The sequence below is a fragment of the Delftia sp. K82 genome (assembly GCF_002193035.1).
GTDB classification, from domain to species: Bacteria; Pseudomonadota; Gammaproteobacteria; order Burkholderiales; family Burkholderiaceae_C; genus Comamonas; species Comamonas acidovorans.
The window spans coordinates 1,917,476-1,935,086 of record NZ_MYFL01000001.1 but is presented as its reverse complement, the minus strand read 5'-3'; the positions used below and the strand labels follow the sequence as shown (position 1 = coordinate 1,935,086).

Here is a 17,611-nt window from a genome sequence, read left to right as displayed (position 1 = left end):
TCTACCGCTGAGCTAATCACCCATATGTCGTTACTGCGACAAGACTTAGATTATGTCATAACTTCTAGGACTGATTTTCGAAGCCGCGCCAAATTGTCTTGCCGCCGCTCGATTTGTCCATCTGCACCATCACATCCTCGTGTGCGGCCAGCTCCTGATCATTGGCGTGCACCACGCGCAGCTTGAAGCTGGCCAGATCCACCTGCGCCACGACCAGCCCACCCTCGGACTGGACAGGCTCTTCCGCCATCAACAGGGCCTCCTGGCCCCGCGTGAGGTTGATGTAGACATCGGCCAGCAGCTCCGCATCCAGCAAAGCGCCGTGCAGCGTGCGCCCGGAGTTGTCCACCTCCAGGCGATCGCACAGCGAATCGAGCGAGTTGCGCTTGCCAGGGAACATCTCCTTGGCCATGACCAGGGTGTCGATGACCCCGCTCACGCACTGGCGGATCGGCGGGCGGTTGGCGAGCTCCAGCTCCTTGTTCAGGAACCCCAGGTCAAAGGGCGCGTTGTGGATGATGAGCTCGGCGCCCTGCAGGTACTCCCAGATCTCCTCGACCTTGTGCTCGAAGCGCGGCTTGTCCTTGAGGAATTCGGTGGTGATGCCGTGCACGCGCAGCGCGTCCGGATGGCTGTCGCGCCCCGCATTGAAATACAGATGCAGGTTGTTGCCGGTCAGCTTGCGGTTGACCATCTCCACGCAGCCCAGCTCGATGAGCCGGTCGCCGTTGTCGGCTGACAGGCCAGTGGTTTCAGTGTCGAGAATGATTTGACGCGACATGTGCTGGCCCTCAGTGGTTTTCCTTGGCGTGATTGAGCGAGTACTTGGGAATCTCGATGGTCACGTCCTCGCGTGCCAGGATGGCCTGGCAGGACAGGCGGGACTGCGGCTGCAGGCCCCAGGCGCGGTCCAGCAGGTCTTCCTCCTCTTCCTCGGCCTCGTTCAGCGAGTTGTAGCCCGCCTTGACCACCACATGGCAGGTGGTGCATGCGCAGCTCATGTCGCAGGCATGTTCGATCTTGATGTTGTTGTCCAGCAGGGCCTCGCAGATCGAGGTTCCGGCGGGCGCCTCGATTTCGGCACCCTGGGGACAGTATTCGGCGTGGGGAAGTATTTTGATAACGGGCATGACGGATCTGCTGTCGGATCAGAAATCAGGAAAGGGATTGCACGCTCTTGCCGGCCAGGGCCTGCTGGATGCTGCGGTTCATGCGCTCGGCGGCGAAGGACTCCGTGCCCTTGGCCAACGCTTGCGTCGCGGCCTCGATGACGGCGGCATCCTCGGAGCCCACGCTGGCGCGCAGGACGTCGATCAGCGCATCGATGGCTGCGCGTTGGTCCGCGGCGAGTACATCGCCATCGGCCTGCAGAGCGCTTTCGGTGGCCATCAGCATGCGATCGGCGTCGACACGTGCCTCCACCAGTGCGCGGGCCTGCATGTCCTGCTGGGCCGTGGCAAAGCCGTCCTGCAGCATGCGGGCAACCTCGTCGTCCGATAGGCCGTACGACGGCTTGACATGGATATGGGCCTCGACGCCGCTGGTCTGCTCCTTGGCGCCTACCGACAGCAGTCCATCGGCATCCACGGTGAAGGTCACACGGATGCGGGCCGCGCCGGCCGCCATGGGCGGGATGCCGCGCAGCTCGAAACGCGCCAGGCTGCGGCAGTCCGCCACCAGGTCGCGCTCGCCCTGCACTACATGGACGGCCAGGGCCGTCTGACCATCCTTGTAGGTGGTGAAGTCCTGGGCACGGGCAGTGGGAATGGTCTCGTTGCGGCTGATGATTCGCTCGACAAGGCCGCCCATGGTCTCCACGCCCAGGGACAGAGGAATCACGTCGAGCAGCAGCATGTCGCCGCTGGAGCTGTTGCCAGCGAGCTGGTTGGCCTGGATGGCAGCCCCCAGCGCGACGACTTCGTCGGGGTTGAGATTGATGAGAGGATCGCGGCCAAAGAACTCGGCCACGGCCTCGCGCACCTGGGGCATGCGGGTGGAACCGCCGACCAGCACCACGCCCTGCACTTCGTCGCGCGCCAGCCCTGCGTCCTTGAGCGCGCGGCGCACGGCCGCCAGCGAACGTGCCGTCAGATGGGCCGTGCTCGCATCGAAATCGCTGCGCTTTACATCGAAATGCACAGCGCCGGTAGACAACTCGGCCGTGAGCGTTGCGACCTGTGCCTCCGTCAATGCCTGCTTGCAAAGGCGTGCCGCCATGCGCCAGCGGGCCTTGTCCTCGGCCGTCTGGGGAACCACGCCGGTCTGCTGGGCCACCCACTCGGCCAAAGCCGCATCGTAGTCGTCACCCCCCAGGGCCGAATCGCCGCCAGTGGAGACGACTTCGAACACACCCTGGGACAGACGCAGGATAGAAATGTCGAAAGTGCCGCCACCCAGGTCGTAGACGGCGTAGACGCCTTCGGAGCCGTTGTCCAGGCCGTAGGCAATGGCTGCAGCCGTGGGCTCGTTGATCAGGCGCAGCAGGTTGATGCCGGCGAGCTTTGCCGCATCCTTGGTGGCCTGGCGTTGTGCATCGTCAAAGTAGGCGGGCACGGTGATGACGGCGCCATGGATGTCGTCATTGAAAGTGTCTTCGGCACGGAAACGCAGCGTGGCCAGGATCTCGGCACTGACCTCCACGGCTGTCTTGGTGCCATCGACGGTCTCGATCCCGATCACGCCACGGCCGGCCTCCTGCTCCGCAAAGCGGTAAGGCAGCTTTTCCGGCGCATCGATGTCAGCCAGCGTGCGGCCCATGAAGCGCTTGGCCGAGGCAATGGTGTTGCCCGCATCGGTAGACAGTGCAGCCTGGGCGGCGTGGCCGATCTCACGACGGCCCTGGGGCAGATAGCGCACGACAGAAGGCAGCAGCACTCGGCCCTGGTCATCCGGCAGACATTCGGCCACGCCATTGCGGACAGCGGCGACCAGCGAATGCGTGGTGCCCAGGTCGATGCCCACGGCAATGCGCCGCTGGTGGGGATCGGGGGACTGACCGGGTTCGGAAATCTGCAAAAGCGCCATGAAAATACTCGTGGAAATTGCAGGTCCGGGCCGGCCGGCCTGCCTTGTGAATGAGGGTCTCTCGTGGGAGGTGCGGATCGCGGGTTATTGTCCCAGTTGATCGCGGCGACGCTCTATGTCCTGCGCAAATCGCGCAACAAACATGAGGGCTCTGACCTGCTGCACAGCCGCCTGCGCATCGTGCAGCTCATCCAGCTGACGACCACATTCAGCCAGCATGCTCTTTCTCGCCTGCAGCACCTCGTCGTCCAGCGCATCCAAGGCGGCCTCGTCCTGCGCCTCTTCCAACGCCTCGCGCCACTCCATTTGCTGCATCAGAAAGGCGGTGGGCATGGACGTGTTGTCCTCGGCACGCACGGGTGCACCCAGCAATTCGCAGAGATACGCCGCGCGCCTGAGTGGCTCTTTCAACCGCTGGTAGGCCTCGTTGATGCGCACCGACCATTGCATGGCCACGCGCTGCGCGGCGGCTCCCTGCGAAGCAAAGCGGTCAGGATGGGCCTCGCGCTGCAACTCCTTCCAGCGCGCGTCAATGGTGCTGCGCTCCTGCGCAAATTGGCGCGGCAGCGCAAACAGCTCGAAATCGTCCGATTGCAGGTTCATGTCGATAAAAAGCCGCCAGCACCGAAGCGAAGGCGGCCTCTTGAGGGAGTAGAAGAAATCAGGGCCTGCCGGGCATGCCGCCAGGCCACAAAGGCCCGGCCACCCGACAGATGCCGGTCAGATGCGAAAGCTCTCGCCGCAACCGCAGCGATCACGCTCGTTGGGGTTGTGGAACTTGAAGCCTTCGTTCAAGCCCTCACGCACGAAATCCAGCTCCGTGCCGTCGATATAGGCCAGGCTCTTGGGATCGACCAGCACCTTGATGCCGTGGTCCTCGAAGATCACGTCCTCGGGCAATTGCTCGTCCACATACTCCAGCTTGTAGGCCAAGCCAGAGCAGCCCGTGGTCTTGACCCCGAGGCGCACGCCGATACCCTTGCCGCGGCGCGACAGGTAGCGGCTCACGTGGCGTGCCGCAGAATCGGTCAGCGAGATCGCCATATCAGGCGGCCACCACCGCAGTGCGCTTGGCACGGTAGTCATCGACTGCTGCCTTGATGGCGTCTTCGGCCAGGATGGAGCAGTGCACCTTGACGGGAGGCAGAGCCAGCTCTTCGGCGATCTGGCTGTTCTTCAGCGCAGCCGCCTCATCCAGCGTCTTGCCCTTGACCCACTCGGTCACCAGCGAAGACGAGGCAATCGCGGAACCGCAGCCATAGGTCTTGAAACGCGCATCCTCGATGACGCCGGTTTCGGGGTTGACCTTGATCTGCAGCTTCATCACGTCGCCGCAGGCAGGAGCGCCGACCATGCCGGTGCCCACCGATTCGTCGTTCTTGTCGAACGAGCCCACGTTGCGGGGATTTTCGTAGTGGTCTACCACTTTGTCGGAATAAGCCATGATGTCTACCTCTTCAATACTTGATTCGCGTGCCGGCAAATGCTCAGTGAGCCGCCCATTGGATGGTGCTGAGATCGATGCCGTCCTTGAACATCTCCCACAGCGGGCTGAGTTCGCGCAGCTTGACCACATTGGTGCGGATGGTGCTGATCGCGTAGTCGATTTCCTCTTCGGTCGTGAAGCGGCCGATCGTCATGCGCAGGCTGCTGTGCGCCAGTTCGTCGCTGCGGCCAAGTGCACGCAGCACATAGCTGGGCTCCAGGCTGGCCGACGTACAGGCCGATCCCGAGGACACCGCCAGACCCTTGATGCCCATGATGAGCGACTCGCCTTCGACGAAGTTGAAGCTCATGTTCAGGTTTTGCGGCACACGGTGCTCCATGCTGCCGTTGATGAAGACCTGCTCCAGATCCTTCAAGCCGTTGAGCAGACGCTGCTGCAGCGCGTAGGCCTTGGCATTGCTTTCAGCCATTTCTTCCTTGGCAATGCGGAAGGCCTCGCCCATGCCAACGATCTGGTGTGTAGGCAGCGTGCCCGAGCGCATGCCGCGCTCATGGCCACCACCGTGGATCTGCGCTTCCAGGCGCACACGTGGCTTGCGGCGCACATACAGGGCACCCACGCCCTTGGGGCCATAGGTCTTGTGCGCGGTCATGCTCATCAGGTCCACCGGCAGCTTGGACATGTCGATCTCCACGCGGCCCGTTGCCTGCGCGGCGTCCACATGGAACAGGATGCCCTTCTCACGGCACAGCGCGCCGATGGTGGGAATGTCTTGGATGACGCCGATTTCGTTGTTCACGAAGAGCACGCTGACCAAAATGGTGTCGGGGCGCAGCGCGGCCTTGAATGCCTCGATGTCGAGCAGGCCATCAGGCTGCACGTCCATGTAGGTCACCTCAAAGCCCTGGCGCTCGAGTTCACGCATGGTGTCGAGCACGGCCTTGTGCTCGGTCTTGAGCGTGATCAGGTGCTTGCCCTTGCCCTGGTAGAAATGCGCCGCGCCCTTGATGGCCAGGTTGATGGACTCGGTGGCACCGCTGGTCCAGACAATCTCACGGGGATCCGCGCCGATCAGGTCTGCGACCTGGCCGCGGGCCTTCTCGATGGCCTCCTCGGCTTCCCAACCCCAGGCATGACTGCGCGATGCGGCGTTGCCGAAATGCTCACGCAGCCAAGGAATCATGGCGTCCACCACGCGAGGGTCCACGGGGGTGGTCGCGCCATAGTCGAGATAGATGGGGAAATGCGGGGTCATGTCCATGACTGGCTCTTATCAAGGTTCAGGCTGGCAAAAAACGGGAAGGCGATGAACTCCGGTGAATCCATCCAGGCGGACAACACCGCGCCACACAGCCATGCGCGGCGGTGCCCTGCCCTCAGGGTGTCAAAAGTCGATCAGGACTTGGCGAAGGCGTTGCCCAGCGCGAATACCGAGTTCGGGGCATTCACACGGATGGGCTTGACCACGGGAGCCGTGGAAATCGCGCGACGCACCACGGGCTTGTCCTCGATCTGGATGCCCTTGGCCAGTTGTTCGTCCACAAGCTTTTGCAGCGTCACGGAATCGAGGAACTCGACCATGCGCTGGTTCAGTGCGGCCCACAGCTCATGCGTCATGCAGCGGCCGGCTTCGCCCAGGCAATTTTCCTTGCCGCCACACTGGGTGGCGTCAATGGGTTCGTCCACGGAGACGATGATGTCGGCCACGGTGATGTCGCCAGCCTTGCGGGCGAGTGTGTAGCCGCCGCCGGGTCCACGGGTGGACTCTACGAGTTCATGGCGGCGCAGCTTGCCGAACAGCTGTTCCAGATACGACAGGGAAATCTGTTGCCGCTGGCTGATGGCTGCCAGCGTGACAGGGCCATTGTTCTGGCGCAGGGCCAGATCGATCATGGCAGTGACCGCAAAACGGCCTTTGGTGGTGAGACGCATTACGAGCTCCTTCAGTCAGGCTTGTACGTTACAGAAACACCCGCTCCAGCGATTTGACTGGAGTTGGGCACAGTCTCCGCCCTTACTCCGTCCTGTTCAAAAGGTTCAGAGCCCTTCTTTTCATCGAAGTTTTTGTTGTTGTTGAGTGTTGACCCTTAGTGTACCACATTCCCCATCAATTTTGTCGGGTAACAGGAGCTAACGGGCTTCAGACCAGGCGCCGCCTCAGGAAACCTGCACGGATGAGCCTCCGAACAGTTGCTCCTTGAGCAACGCCAGCTGATCGCGCACCCGCGCAGCCTGTTCGAACTCCAGGCTGCGCGCATGTTCGAGCATCTGCTTCTCCAGACGCTTGATTTCCCTGGCCACATCTTTTTCGGACATGTCCTCGACACGCGCTCTTTCGAGCTGATTGGCCTGCAGGCGTTCCGCTTCCTTGCCACTTTTTTCGCTGTAGACACCATCAATCAGGTCTTTCACCCGCTTGACAATCTGCTTGGGTTCGATTCCGTTTTCCTCGTTGAAGCTTATTTGCTTGGCACGGCGGCGCTCGGTCTCGCCAATGGCCTTCTTCATGGACTCCGTGACACGGTCAGCATAGAGGATGGCCTTGCCATGCAGGTTGCGCGCGGCCCGGCCGATGGTCTGGATGAGACTGCGTTCGGCGCGAAGAAAGCCTTCCTTGTCGGCATCGAGGATGGCGACCAGCGAGACTTCGGGGATGTCCAGCCCCTCGCGCAGCAGGTTGATGCCCACGAGCACGTCAAAGACACCCAGGCGCAGGTCACGAATGATCTCCACACGCTCCACCGTTTCCACGTCGGAGTGCAGATAGCGCACCTTGACGCCGTTTTCACTCAGGTAGTCGGTGAGTTGCTCGGCCATGCGCTTGGTCAGCGTGGTGATGAGAACGCGCTCCGTGCGTTCGACGCGCAGGCGGATTTCCTGCAGCACGTCGTCCACCTGATTGGTGGCCGGGCGGACTTCGATTTCAGGATCGATGAGGCCTGTGGGGCGAACGACCTGGTCCACGACCTGGCCCGAGTGGGTCTTCTCGTAGTCTGCCGGCGTGGCGGAGACAAAGATGACCTGGCGCATGCGCTGCTCGAATTCCTCGAATTTGAGCGGCCGGTTGTCCAGCGCCGAAGGCAACCGAAAGCCGTATTCCACCAGCGTGGTCTTGCGCGAGCGGTCGCCGCTGTACATGGCGTTGAGCTGTCCGATCATCTGGTGACTCTCGTCCAGGAACATGAGGGCGTCGCCGGGCAGGTAGTCGGTCAGGGTGCTGGGCGGCTCGCCGGGTGCGGCGCCTGAGAGGTGGCGGGTGTAGTTCTCGATGCCCTTGCAGTGACCGACCTCGGTGAGCATCTCCAGATCGAAGCGCGTGCGCTGCTCCAGGCGCTGGGCCTCGACCAGCTTGCCGTCTCCCACCAGTTGCTTGAGCCGCTCGGCCAGCTCCAGCTTGATGGTTTCCACGGCGGCCAGGACCTTGTCGCGCGGCGTGACGTAGTGGCTGCTGGGGTAGACGGTGAAGCGCGGAATGCTCTGGCGCACGCGGCCCGTCAGCGGGTCGAACAGTTGCAGGCTTTCGACCTCGTCGTCGAACAGTTCGATGCGGATGGCCAGCTCGGAATGCTCGGCGGGGAAGACGTCGATGGTGTCGCCGCGCACGCGGAACTTGCCCCGGCTGAAGTCCTGGTCGTTGCGCTGGTACTGCATGCGGATCAGTTGCGCAATGACGTCGCGCTGGTTGATGCGGTCGCCGGTGCGCAGCGTCATGATCATGCGGTGGTAGCTTTCGGGCTCGCCGATGCCGTAGATGGCCGAGACCGTGGCGACGATGACCACGTCGCGCCGCTCCATCAGGCTTTTGGTGCACGACAGCCGCATCTGCTCGATGTGCTCGTTGATGGCGCTGTCCTTTTCGATGAACAGGTCGCGCTGTGGCACATAGGCCTCGGGCTGGTAGTAGTCGTAGTAGCTGACGAAGTATTCGACGGAGTTCTTGGGAAAGAACTCGCGAAATTCGCTGTACAGCTGCGCTGCCAGCGTCTTGTTGGGCGCAAAGACAATGGCCGGGCGGCCCAGGCGGGCGATCACATTGGCCATGGTGAAGGTCTTGCCCGAGCCCGTCACGCCCAGCAGGGTCTGGAAGGATTCGCCGTCCTGGATGCCTTCGACCAGCTTTTCAATGGCTGCGGGCTGATCGCCGGCCGGCGGATAGGGCTGGAACAGCTCGAAGGGGGAGTCCGCGAAATGCACGAACTGGCCGGAGGCCCCAGGTGCTGGAGAGGAATCAGAGACTTCGTGCATGACGTGGGTTCGCAAAAGTGAGTATCGGCCGGCGAGATCGCTAGAATTCATGGGTTAACCCGAAAGCCTACCGTAGCTTGGGGCTAGCCGCGTTTTTTCCACCTCCCAAGACATCCCAAGGACGCTTCATGTCTCTGTTTACCGCCGTCGAAATGGCCCCCCGCGACCCCATCCTGGGTCTGAACGAGCAGTTCGCTGCCGACACCAACCCCAGCAAGGTGAATCTGGGCGTGGGCGTGTACTTCGACGACAACGGCAAGTTGCCCCTGCTCGAATGCGTGCAGGCCGCCGAGAAGGCGATGATGGACAAGCCCACGGCCCGCGGCTACCTGCCCATCGACGGCATCGCTGCCTATGATGCCGCAGTCAAGGGCCTGGTGTTCGGCGCCGAGTCCGACGTCGTCAAGTCCGGCCGCGTGTCCACGGTGCAGGCCATCGGCGGCACCGGCGGCCTGAAGATCGGCGCCGACTTCCTCAAGAAGATCAGCCCCACCGCCAAGGTGCTGATCTCCGACCCGAGCTGGGAAAACCACAAGGCCATCTTCACCAATGCAGGCTTCGAAGTGGGCACCTATGCCTACTACGACGCGGTCAACCGCAAGGTGAACTTCGAAGGCATGCTGGCCGACCTGAACGCGGCCGCCGCCGGCACCATCGTGGTGCTGCACGCCTGCTGCCACAACCCGACCGGCTATGACATCACGGCCGAGCAGTGGGACCAGGTGATCGCCGCCGTCAAGGCCAAGGGTCTGGTGGCCTTCCTCGACATGGCCTACCAGGGCTTTGGCCACGGCATTGCCGAAGACGGCGCCGTGATCGGCAAGTTCGTGGCCGCCGGCCTGAACATTTTCGTCTCGACCTCGTTCTCCAAGAGCTTCAGCCTGTACGGCGAGCGCGTGGGCGCGCTGTCGGTGGTGGCCAACGACAAGGAAGAAGCGGCCCGCGTGCTGAGCCAGCTCAAGATCGTCATCCGCACCAACTACTCCAACCCGCCCACCCATGGTGGCGCCGTGGTGGCCGCCGTGCTGAACAACCCCGAGTTGCGCGCACTGTGGGAAAAGGAACTGGGCGAGATGCGCGTGCGCATCAAGGCCATGCGCCAGAAGCTGGTTGACGGCCTGAAGGCTGCCGGTGTCCAGCAGGACATGGGCTTCATCACCACCCAGATCGGCATGTTCAGCTACTCCGGCCTGAGCAAGGACCAGATGGTGCGCCTGCGCACCGAGTTCGGCGTCTACGGCACGGATACGGGCCGCATGTGCGTGGCCGCGCTCAACAGCAAGAACATCGACTACGTCTGCCAGTCGATCGCCAAGGTGGTCTGACCCCCGCCCCGGCTGCCCGGCCATGCGCCGGGTTTGCAGACATGCCGCCAACGGTGCATTGCCCTGGCGGCATTTTCTTTTTCCGGGCGGCTTTTGCATCCTCACCGTCCGGTATGCGCCAGGCCCTGGGAGGCATGAGTGCGATCATGCGTGCAGTTGAAACACCGAATGCACACTGAGACGCTCGATACCCATGCCCGATCACGCGCCCCTTGACGCTATTGCGCTACCCGCGTCCCTCCCATCTTCCCCCATCGACGGGCTGCCGTTGTCGGGCGTGCGCATCCTGAGTCTGGCCCTGAATCTGCCCGGCCCCGCCGCCCTGATGCGCTGTGCCGCCATGGGCGCGCAGTGCAGCAAGCTGGAGCCTCCGTCTGCACAGCCCGCTGCGGCCGGTGCGGCCGGTGCGGCCGGTGTGGCCGGTGTGGCCGGTGCAGACCCGATGGCGCACTACAGCCCGCAAGCCTATGCCGATATGCACCAGGGCGTTGCGGTCTGGCAGGCACAGCTCAAGAGCGAGGAAGGACAGGCGGCGCTGCACGATGCGCTGGATGCGGCCGACATCCTGCTCACCTCGTTCCGCCCCGCCGCACTCGCCAAGCTGGGGCTGGACTGGGCGTCGCTGCAGCAGCGCCATCCTCAGCTGTCGCTGGTGCGCATCGTCGGCAGCGCGGGAGCCCTGGCCGACGTGCCGGGCCATGACCTGACCTACCAGGCCGAGGCGGGGCTGGTACAGGGCGGCGCCATGCCACCCAGCCTGTTTGCCGACATGGCCGGTGCGCTGATGGCCAGCGAAGCCGTGCTCAAGGCCTGGCTGCTGCGCCAGCGCAGCGGCCACGGCAGTCTCCAGGAAACAGGCCTGGCCCAGGCCGCGCAGTGGCTGGCTTTGCCCTGGCATTGGGGCCTGACCCGGCCCGATGGCGATGTGGGCGGCGCGCACGCAGGCTATCGCGTCTACGCCTGCGCCGATGGATCGGTGGCCGTGGCGGCCCTGGAGCCGCATTTCGCGGCTCGCCTGTGCGCCGTGGCGTCGGTGAATGGCGATGGCAGCATCGCCAGCATGCGCAGCCCCGCCATGCATGCAGCCCTGCAAGCCTTCCTGGCCCCCTTGTCCTGCGCCGAGCTGGCAGACCTGGCCGAGCAGCACGATCTGCCCCTGCACCCTCTTCCCGGCCAACCCCAGGCACGGCCTCGCTTGTAGGCGGATACCTAAAAGCACCACCTGCCCGCAACCTACAAGCCGCGCAGGTCATGGCTGGCCGCAGCATGCGGGCACGCTGCGGCCAATGACCCTCTTTACCGTAATAGCCCGCTCCTCTTAAATCGGAGTTGCGCATACAACCGGACAACCCGAACACATCTGGAAACACCCATAATCGGCTTATCTGGAGGCAGCCCCATGGTTCGAGAACATCCATCAACCGCCCGGATATCCGGGACGCGTCAGCCACCCAGCCATTCGGCGCCAGTTCTGCAGCGCATTGGCGCCAGCGCCTGAGCCGCCCACACGGCCAACTCTCCCCTGCTCCACCCATGCAAAGCCAGCCCCCAGCCCATGTGCCGGTACTGCAGCTGGTGCAGCGCATCTGGCCCCTGGTGCTGGTGGTCGTGGTACTGGTGGTCATGGCCAGCGGCAGCCTCTACCTTGTGTCTGCGGTGCGCGCCTTCGTGGCCGGGGAAAGCCTGTGGTCCAAGGCACAGAAGGACGCCATCTACGCCCTGAGCCGCTATGTGGACAGCGGCTCGGCGCGCGACATGGCGCGCTTCGAGCAGGCCATGGCCATTCCCGCGGGCGACTGGCAGGCGCGCATGGCGCTGGACGATGTGCCAGCCAGGGTCAACGATGCGCGTGCCGGCATTCTCCTGGGAGGCAACCACCCTGACGATGCCGAGGCGCTGATCTGGCTCATGCAGACCTTCCGCCATGTCGAGCTTCTGGAAGAGCCTTATCGCTACTGGAAACAAGGCGATCAGTATCTGCAGCAGCTCGACAGGCTGGCCCAGGAGATAGAGCAGCGCCACGCCGTGGGCAGCGTCAGCGCCGAGGACGCCATCACCTGGAAGCGCGAGATCGAGCAGATCAACGCCGGCGTCACACCGGCCACCCAGCAGTTCAGCGCCTCGCTGGGCCGCAGTTCACGGCAGATGGTGATGTGGCTGCAGGGCATCCATCTGGTGCTGGGTGTGGCGCTGATCCTGGTGGCGCTCTGGCATACGCGGCGCATGCTGCAGCAGCGCCAGCAGGTGCAAAACGACCTGCTGACGGAAAAGGAAAGGGCCCAGACCACGCTGGCCTCGCTGGGGGACGCCGTGATCACCACGGACGCCCAGGGCGTGGTGGACTATGCCAACCCCGCCGCGCTGGGCCTGCTGGGCAGCAGCGAGCAGCAGATCAAGGGCCAGCACCTGGCCAAGGGCCTGCATTTCAACAGCATTGACGCCACCCAGACCGCGGAAAGCCTGCTGGCCCATTTGCTGTCAGGCCAGCAATTGCGCGAGGAGCACACGCGCTGGCTGCGGCGCCATGACCGCAGCATCGTGCCGGTCAAGCTCATGGGGTCGGCTATCAGCGGCGGTGGGGAGCGCCCGGCCGGTGCGGTGATCGCGCTCAGGGATGTCTCGCGCGAGCAGCAGTATCTGGACCAGCTGTCTTGGCATGCCAGCCACGACGGGCTGACTGGGCTGGAGAACCGCGTCGAGTTCGAGCGCCGGCTGCAGCGCCTGCTCAACCAGGGCCAGCACAGGCTGCGGCCCTCGGCCGTGCTGTACATGGACCTGGACCAGTTCAAGCTCATCAACGAGACCTGCGGCCACCCGGCGGGCGACGAGATGCTGTGCGAGGTCAGCCGCCTGCTGCTGCACAACCTGCGCGAGACCGACACCCTCGCGCGGCTGGGCGGAGATGAATTCGGCGTTCTTCTGGAGAACTGCCCGCCCGAGCCCGCCCTGCGCATTGCCGAGAAGCTGCGCCAGGCGACCGAGGCCCTGCACGTGCACTGGGGCAAGCAGGTGCTGCGCACGGGGCTGAGCATCGGCCTGGTGCACATCGGCGGCGAGGTCCAGTCGGCCCAGGACCTGCTGCGCATGGCCGACATGGCCTGCTACCGCGCCAAGGAGCGCGGCCGCAACCGCATCTACGTCTACCGCAGCGACGATGGCGAGTACACCCGCCACGTCAGCGAGATGGAATGGGTGACACGCATACGCATGGCGCTGGAGCAGGAGCGCTTTTGCCTGTACGCCCAAAGCATTGCACCGCTGCAGCCCGACGGCCAGCGGGGCCTGCATTTCGAGGTGCTGCTGCGGCTGCGCGACGAGCAGGGCCAGATCATCTCGCCGGCCACCTTCATTCCCGCGGCCGAGCGCTACGGCATCATGCCCACGGTGGACCGGTGGGTGATCGCCAGAACGCTGGCCCAGCATCCGGCCGCACTGCGCCACATCGACACCTGCGCCATCAACCTGTCAGGCCCCAGCCTGGATGACGACGGGCTGCTGGACTTCGTGCAGAAACAGCTGAGCACGCATGGCATTGCGCCGCAGCTGCTGTGCTTCGAGATCACGGAGACCAGCGCCATCGCCAGCCTGTCCAGTGCCACCAGGCTGATCCAGGCCCTGCGCACCCTGGGCTGCCGCTTTGCGCTGGACGACTTTGGCGTGGGCATGTCCTCGCTGACCTATCTGAAGCAGCTGCCCGTGGACTATCTGAAGATCGACGGCGGCTTTGTGCGCGACATGCTCCAGGACCCCAGCAACCACGCCATGGTGGAGATGATCAACCGCATAGGCCACATCCTGGGCAAGCGCACCGTGGCCGAGTATGTGGAAACCCGCGAGATCGCCCAGGCCCTTCAGGCCGTGGGCGTGGACTATGCACAGGGTTTTGCTCTGGCACGGCCCGTGCCGCTGGACACGCATTACTTTGAAAGCGGCGCCCAGGCCGCCCGCCGCGAATGGCAGGGCACGCTGGCGCCGGCCGCCAGCTAGAGGCGAAGTCGCGTCAGCGCGGCTTGCGACCGCCCGGCGCCGCCTTGCGGCCCGAACCGGCAGCGCCCGCAGAACGGGAAGGACCGCCCACACCGGGGCGCGGCGGCAGGCCCGTGTGCTGGGTCAGCATGCGGCCCGGCTGGGGCTGGCTGGAACGGAAACGCACATCGCCCGCAGGCTCGCGCGACTCTGCCAGCACCTTGCCCGGCCCGGCATTCTTGCCGCCGGCCTTGTTGAGGGCGTAGGCCTTGCCTTGCTGGGATACCACGGCACGTGCGGCCACGCCCGTGCCCTGCGTGCTGTTCTTGCGGCGCGCGCTCTGGTAGCCACCATCGACCAGGGGCTGGAAGGTGGGGATCAGGTGCTGCTTGCCGTTGCCGATGAGGTCGGCACGGCCCATGGCCTTCAAGGCCTCGCGCAGCAGCGGCCAGTTGTTCGGGTCGTGGTAGCGCAGAAACGCCTTGTGCAGGCGTCGGCGCTTTTCACCGCGCACGATGTCCACCGACTCCTCGTTCACGTCGCGCATCTCGCGGCGCACCTTGGTCAGCGTGTTGCGGCCAGAGTGGTACATGGCCGTGGCCGTGGCCATGGGGCTGGGATAGAAGGTCTGCACCTGGTCGGCGCGGAATCCGTTCTTCTTCAGCCAGATGGCGAGGTTCATCATGTCCTCGTCGCTGGTGCCCGGGTGGGCCGCGATGAAGTAAGGAATCAGGTACTGCTTCTTGCCCGCTTCCTCGCTGAACTGCTCGAACATCTGCTTGAAGCGGTCATAGCTGCCGATGCCGGGCTTCATCATCTTGGTCAGCGGCCCGGACTCGGTGTGCTCGGGCGCAATCTTCAGGTAGCCGCCCACATGGTGCTGCACCAGCTCCTTGACGTACTCGGGCGACTTCACGGCCAGGTCGTAGCGCAGGCCCGAGCCGATCAGGATCTTCTTGATGCCCGGCAGATTGCGCGCGCGGCGGTAGATCTTGACCAGCGGGGCGTGGTCGGTGTGCAGGTTCTGGCAGATGCCGGGGAACACGCAGCTGGGCTTGCGGCAGGCGGCCTCGATCTCGGGGCTCTTGCAGCCCAGGCGGTACATGTTGGCCGTGGGGCCGCCCAGGTCGGAGATGGTGCCGGTGAAGCCCTTGACCTTGTCGCGGATGTCCTCGACCTCCTGGATGATGGACTCCTCGGAACGGCTCTGGATGATGCGGCCCTCATGCTCGGTGATGGAGCAGAAGGTGCAGCCGCCGAAGCAGCCGCGCATGATGTTGACCGAGGTGCGGATCATCTCCCAGGCCGGGATCTTGGTCTCGCCCTCATGGCTGCCGCTGGCGTCGGCATAGCTGGGATGGGGGCTGCGCGCGTAGGGCAGGCCAAAGACCCAGTCCATCTCGGCCGTGGTCAGCGGAATGGGGGGCGGGTTCAGCCACACATCGCGCGCGGTCACGCCCTCGCCGTGGGCCTGGACCAGGGCGCGGGCGTTGCCGGGGTTGGTCTCCAGGTGCAGCACGCGATTGGCGTGTGCGTAGAGGATGGGATCGGCCTTGACCTGCTCGTAGCTGGGCAGGCGCAGCACGGTCTTGTCGCGCGGCGGCTGCTTGCCCTTGCCGCGCAGCGACGGATTGGGCACGAACTGGATGGTCTGAACGGCGGCGACCGAGGCACCGTCCGGCTTCGCGGCGGCATCACCCTCTTCCTTGGAGCAGGTCTGGCCCTGGGCCTCGGCCTGCTCGCTGGTGGTCATGTAGGGGTTGATGTGGGGCTCGACCACGCCAGGCTCGTCCACCACGGAGGAGTCCAGCTCGAACCAGCCCGCTTCCGACTCGCGGCGGAAGAAGGCCGTGCCGCGCACATCGGTAATGCTTTCCACGGGCTCGCGAGCGGCCAGGCGGTGGGCCACCTCGACCAGGGCGCGTTCGGCGTTGCCGTACAGCAGGATGTCGCACTTGCTGTCCACCACGATGGAGCGGCGCACCTTGTCGCTCCAGTAGTCGTAGTGGGCGATGCGGCGCAGGCTGCCCTCGATGCCGCCGAGCACGATGGGCACGTCCTTGTATGCCTCACGGCAGCGCTGGCTGTAGACAATGGCCGCGCGGTCGGGGCGCTTGCCGCCCACGTCGCCCGGCGTGTAGGCATCGTCGGAGCGGATCTTGCGATCGGCCGTGTAGCGGTTGATCATCGAATCCATGTTGCCCGCCGTCACGCCCCAGAACAGGTTGGGACGGCCCAGGGCCTTGAAGGCCTCGGCGCTCTGCCAGTCGGGCTGGGCGATGATGCCCACGCGAAAGCCCTGCGCCTCCAGCACCCGGCCGATCACCGACATGCCGAAGCTGGGGTGATCCACATAGGCATCGCCCGTCACCAGGATCACGTCGCAACTGTCCCAGCCAAGCTGGTCCATCTCGGCCCGGCTCATCGGCAGGAACGGGGCCGTGCCGAAGCGCTTGGCCCAGTACGGTCGGTAGCTGGTCAGCGGCTTGGCAGCGCGATGGAAAAAGGAAACGTCAACGGGGGCGTTCATGATGGGCGGTTCGGCTTCTGGGAGCCTGTGCGGAAGGAACCGGCCAGTGTACGTTTCGGCACTCAACCCTGCTGGCTAAGGGTCTTGCTCCAGCCCCCTGATACGGCCTTCCTGCTGCTGCCAGCCCGACCTCTTTGCGGCCTCCTGCGCCAGATAGGCCTTGGGCGTATGCCCGGACCAGCGGCGGAAGGCCCTCGCAAACACCTTGGGAGAATCGTAGCCCGCGTTCTCTGCGATGCGGGCCGATGACAGCCCGCCGGCCTCCATCTGCTGGGCGGCCAGCGCCATGCGGTGCGCCGTCAGGTAGCCGATGGGGGTGGCGCCCACCAGCTGCTTGAAACGCATGCTGAAGCGGGTGCGCGACATGCCGGCCTCGGCCGCCAGCGTCTCCACGCTCCAGCTGCGCTGCGGCTCCCGGTGCATGCAGACGATGGCGCGGGCAATGCAGGCATCGCCCAGGCCCCGCAGCCAGCCTTCACCCACGGCGGCCTCGCGCGCCAGGTGCTCGCGCAGGATGTTGACCAGCAAAAGCTCGCCCATGCGCGCGGCCGACAGGCGCCAGCCCGGGCGCCGCGCCAGCGTCTCCAGCGTGAGCGACTGCATGGTGGCGGCCAGGCAATCGGCCAGCGGCAGATCGCTTGCGCGGATATGGATCAGCGGCGGCAGGATGCGGAACACCGAATGCCGGCAATAGGCTGAAAACCACAGCAGGGCCGAAAACATGTCGGTCGCCTCGCCCCCGCCGCCATGGCTGAAGACCAGCGGATTCTCGTCCTGCGGGCCTTCGGCATGGCGGGAGATCAGCCGCGAGAACAGCTCGCAGGCCATGCCCAGATCCGAGGCCACCACATGTGCCGCGCCCATGGGCAGCATGACCAGATCGCCCGGCTCGACCCGCAGCGGCTGCATGCCTTCCACCTGTATCCAGTATGGCGCGCCGCGCGCCATGCGGATCATGGCGCCCGTGACGCCCGTGGACTTCAGGCTCCACGGCGCGGTCAGCGCAAAACGCGCCGTCACGGCGCGCTCTGACCGGCAAATATCGAGAACTTCGCTCAGCACATCCATGGGGTC

At 64.7% G+C, this 17,611-nt stretch carries 14 protein-coding genes; 3 read left to right on the top strand and 11 right to left on the bottom strand.

Features of this window, described 5'->3' with window-relative positions; translation table 11 throughout:
* Nucleotides 1-64: 64 nt before the first annotated feature.
* The 9 genes from dnaQ to uvrB form a co-directional block, all read right to left on the bottom strand.
* A complete protein-coding gene (gene dnaQ / locus KDK82_RS08440) occupies nt 65-781 on the bottom strand; it encodes a DNA polymerase III subunit epsilon (RefSeq protein WP_034394212.1) in 717 nt (238 codons plus the stop codon).
* A 10-nt stretch (nt 782-791) separates the two neighbouring features.
* Nucleotides 792-1,130 (bottom strand): ISC system 2Fe-2S type ferredoxin, encoded by a 339-nt coding sequence (fdx, locus tag KDK82_RS08435; protein ID WP_013802212.1) that lies wholly within the window; start codon nt 1,128-1,130, stop codon nt 792-794.
* Between the two features lie 25 nt (nt 1,131-1,155).
* Nucleotides 1,156-3,024 (bottom strand): Fe-S protein assembly chaperone HscA, encoded by a 1,869-nt coding sequence (hscA, locus tag KDK82_RS08430; protein ID WP_088164542.1) that lies wholly within the window; start codon nt 3,022-3,024, stop codon nt 1,156-1,158.
* 84 nt (nt 3,025-3,108) lie between these two features.
* Nucleotides 3,109-3,627 (bottom strand): Fe-S protein assembly co-chaperone HscB, encoded by a 519-nt coding sequence (gene hscB / locus KDK82_RS08425; RefSeq protein ID WP_012205821.1) that lies wholly within the window; start codon nt 3,625-3,627, stop codon nt 3,109-3,111.
* 117 nt (nt 3,628-3,744) lie between these two features.
* Nucleotides 3,745-4,068 carry an iron-sulfur cluster assembly protein IscA gene (gene iscA / locus KDK82_RS08420; protein WP_012205822.1) on the bottom strand — a complete coding sequence of 108 codons (324 nt, stop codon included), beginning with the start codon at nt 4,066-4,068 and terminating at the stop codon, nt 3,745-3,747.
* A gap of 1 nt (nt 4,069) precedes the next feature.
* Nucleotides 4,070-4,468, bottom strand: coding sequence for a Fe-S cluster assembly scaffold IscU (iscU, locus tag KDK82_RS08415; protein ID WP_012205823.1), 399 nt, complete (start codon nt 4,466-4,468; stop codon nt 4,070-4,072).
* 43 nt (nt 4,469-4,511) lie between these two features.
* Nucleotides 4,512-5,732, bottom strand: a complete 1,221-nt coding sequence (locus KDK82_RS08410; protein WP_012205824.1) for an IscS subfamily cysteine desulfurase — start codon at nt 5,730-5,732, stop codon at nt 4,512-4,514.
* Between the two features lie 134 nt (nt 5,733-5,866).
* Nucleotides 5,867-6,403, bottom strand: a complete 537-nt coding sequence (gene iscR, locus KDK82_RS08405) for a Fe-S cluster assembly transcriptional regulator IscR (protein ID WP_012205825.1) — start codon at nt 6,401-6,403, stop codon at nt 5,867-5,869.
* 225 nt (nt 6,404-6,628) lie between these two features.
* Complete coding sequence (gene uvrB / locus KDK82_RS08400; protein WP_088164541.1) at nt 6,629-8,716, bottom strand: excinuclease ABC subunit UvrB; 2,088 nt, start codon at nt 8,714-8,716, stop codon at nt 6,629-6,631.
* Between the two features lie 128 nt (nt 8,717-8,844).
* Here uvrB and KDK82_RS08395 point away from each other — a divergent pair, with 128 nt between their 5' ends.
* From KDK82_RS08395 to KDK82_RS08385, 3 genes are all read left to right on the top strand, one after another.
* The gene (locus tag KDK82_RS08395; protein ID WP_034394227.1) at nt 8,845-10,041 is read left to right on the top strand and encodes an amino acid aminotransferase; all 1,197 of its coding nucleotides are present in this window, start codon (nt 8,845-8,847) and stop codon (nt 10,039-10,041) included.
* Nucleotides 10,042-10,234: 193 nt separating this feature from the next.
* Nucleotides 10,235-11,242, top strand: coding sequence for a CoA transferase (locus KDK82_RS08390; RefSeq protein WP_088164540.1), 1,008 nt, complete (start codon nt 10,235-10,237; stop codon nt 11,240-11,242).
* Nucleotides 11,243-11,574: 332 nt separating this feature from the next.
* Nucleotides 11,575-14,028 carry an EAL domain-containing protein gene (locus KDK82_RS08385; protein WP_088164539.1) on the top strand — a complete coding sequence of 818 codons (2,454 nt, stop codon included), beginning with the start codon at nt 11,575-11,577 and terminating at the stop codon, nt 14,026-14,028.
* Nucleotides 14,029-14,041: 13 nt separating this feature from the next.
* On the opposite strand, the gene KDK82_RS08380 is transcribed toward KDK82_RS08385, so the two are convergent.
* Nucleotides 14,042-16,537, bottom strand: a complete 2,496-nt coding sequence (locus tag KDK82_RS08380; protein WP_034394236.1) for a YgiQ family radical SAM protein — start codon at nt 16,535-16,537, stop codon at nt 14,042-14,044.
* Nucleotides 16,538-16,612: 75 nt separating this feature from the next.
* On the bottom strand, nt 16,613-17,605 hold the full coding sequence (locus tag KDK82_RS08375) for an AraC family transcriptional regulator (RefSeq protein WP_043822934.1): 993 nt from the start codon (nt 17,603-17,605) through the stop codon (nt 16,613-16,615).
* Nucleotides 17,606-17,611 lie beyond the last annotated feature (6 nt).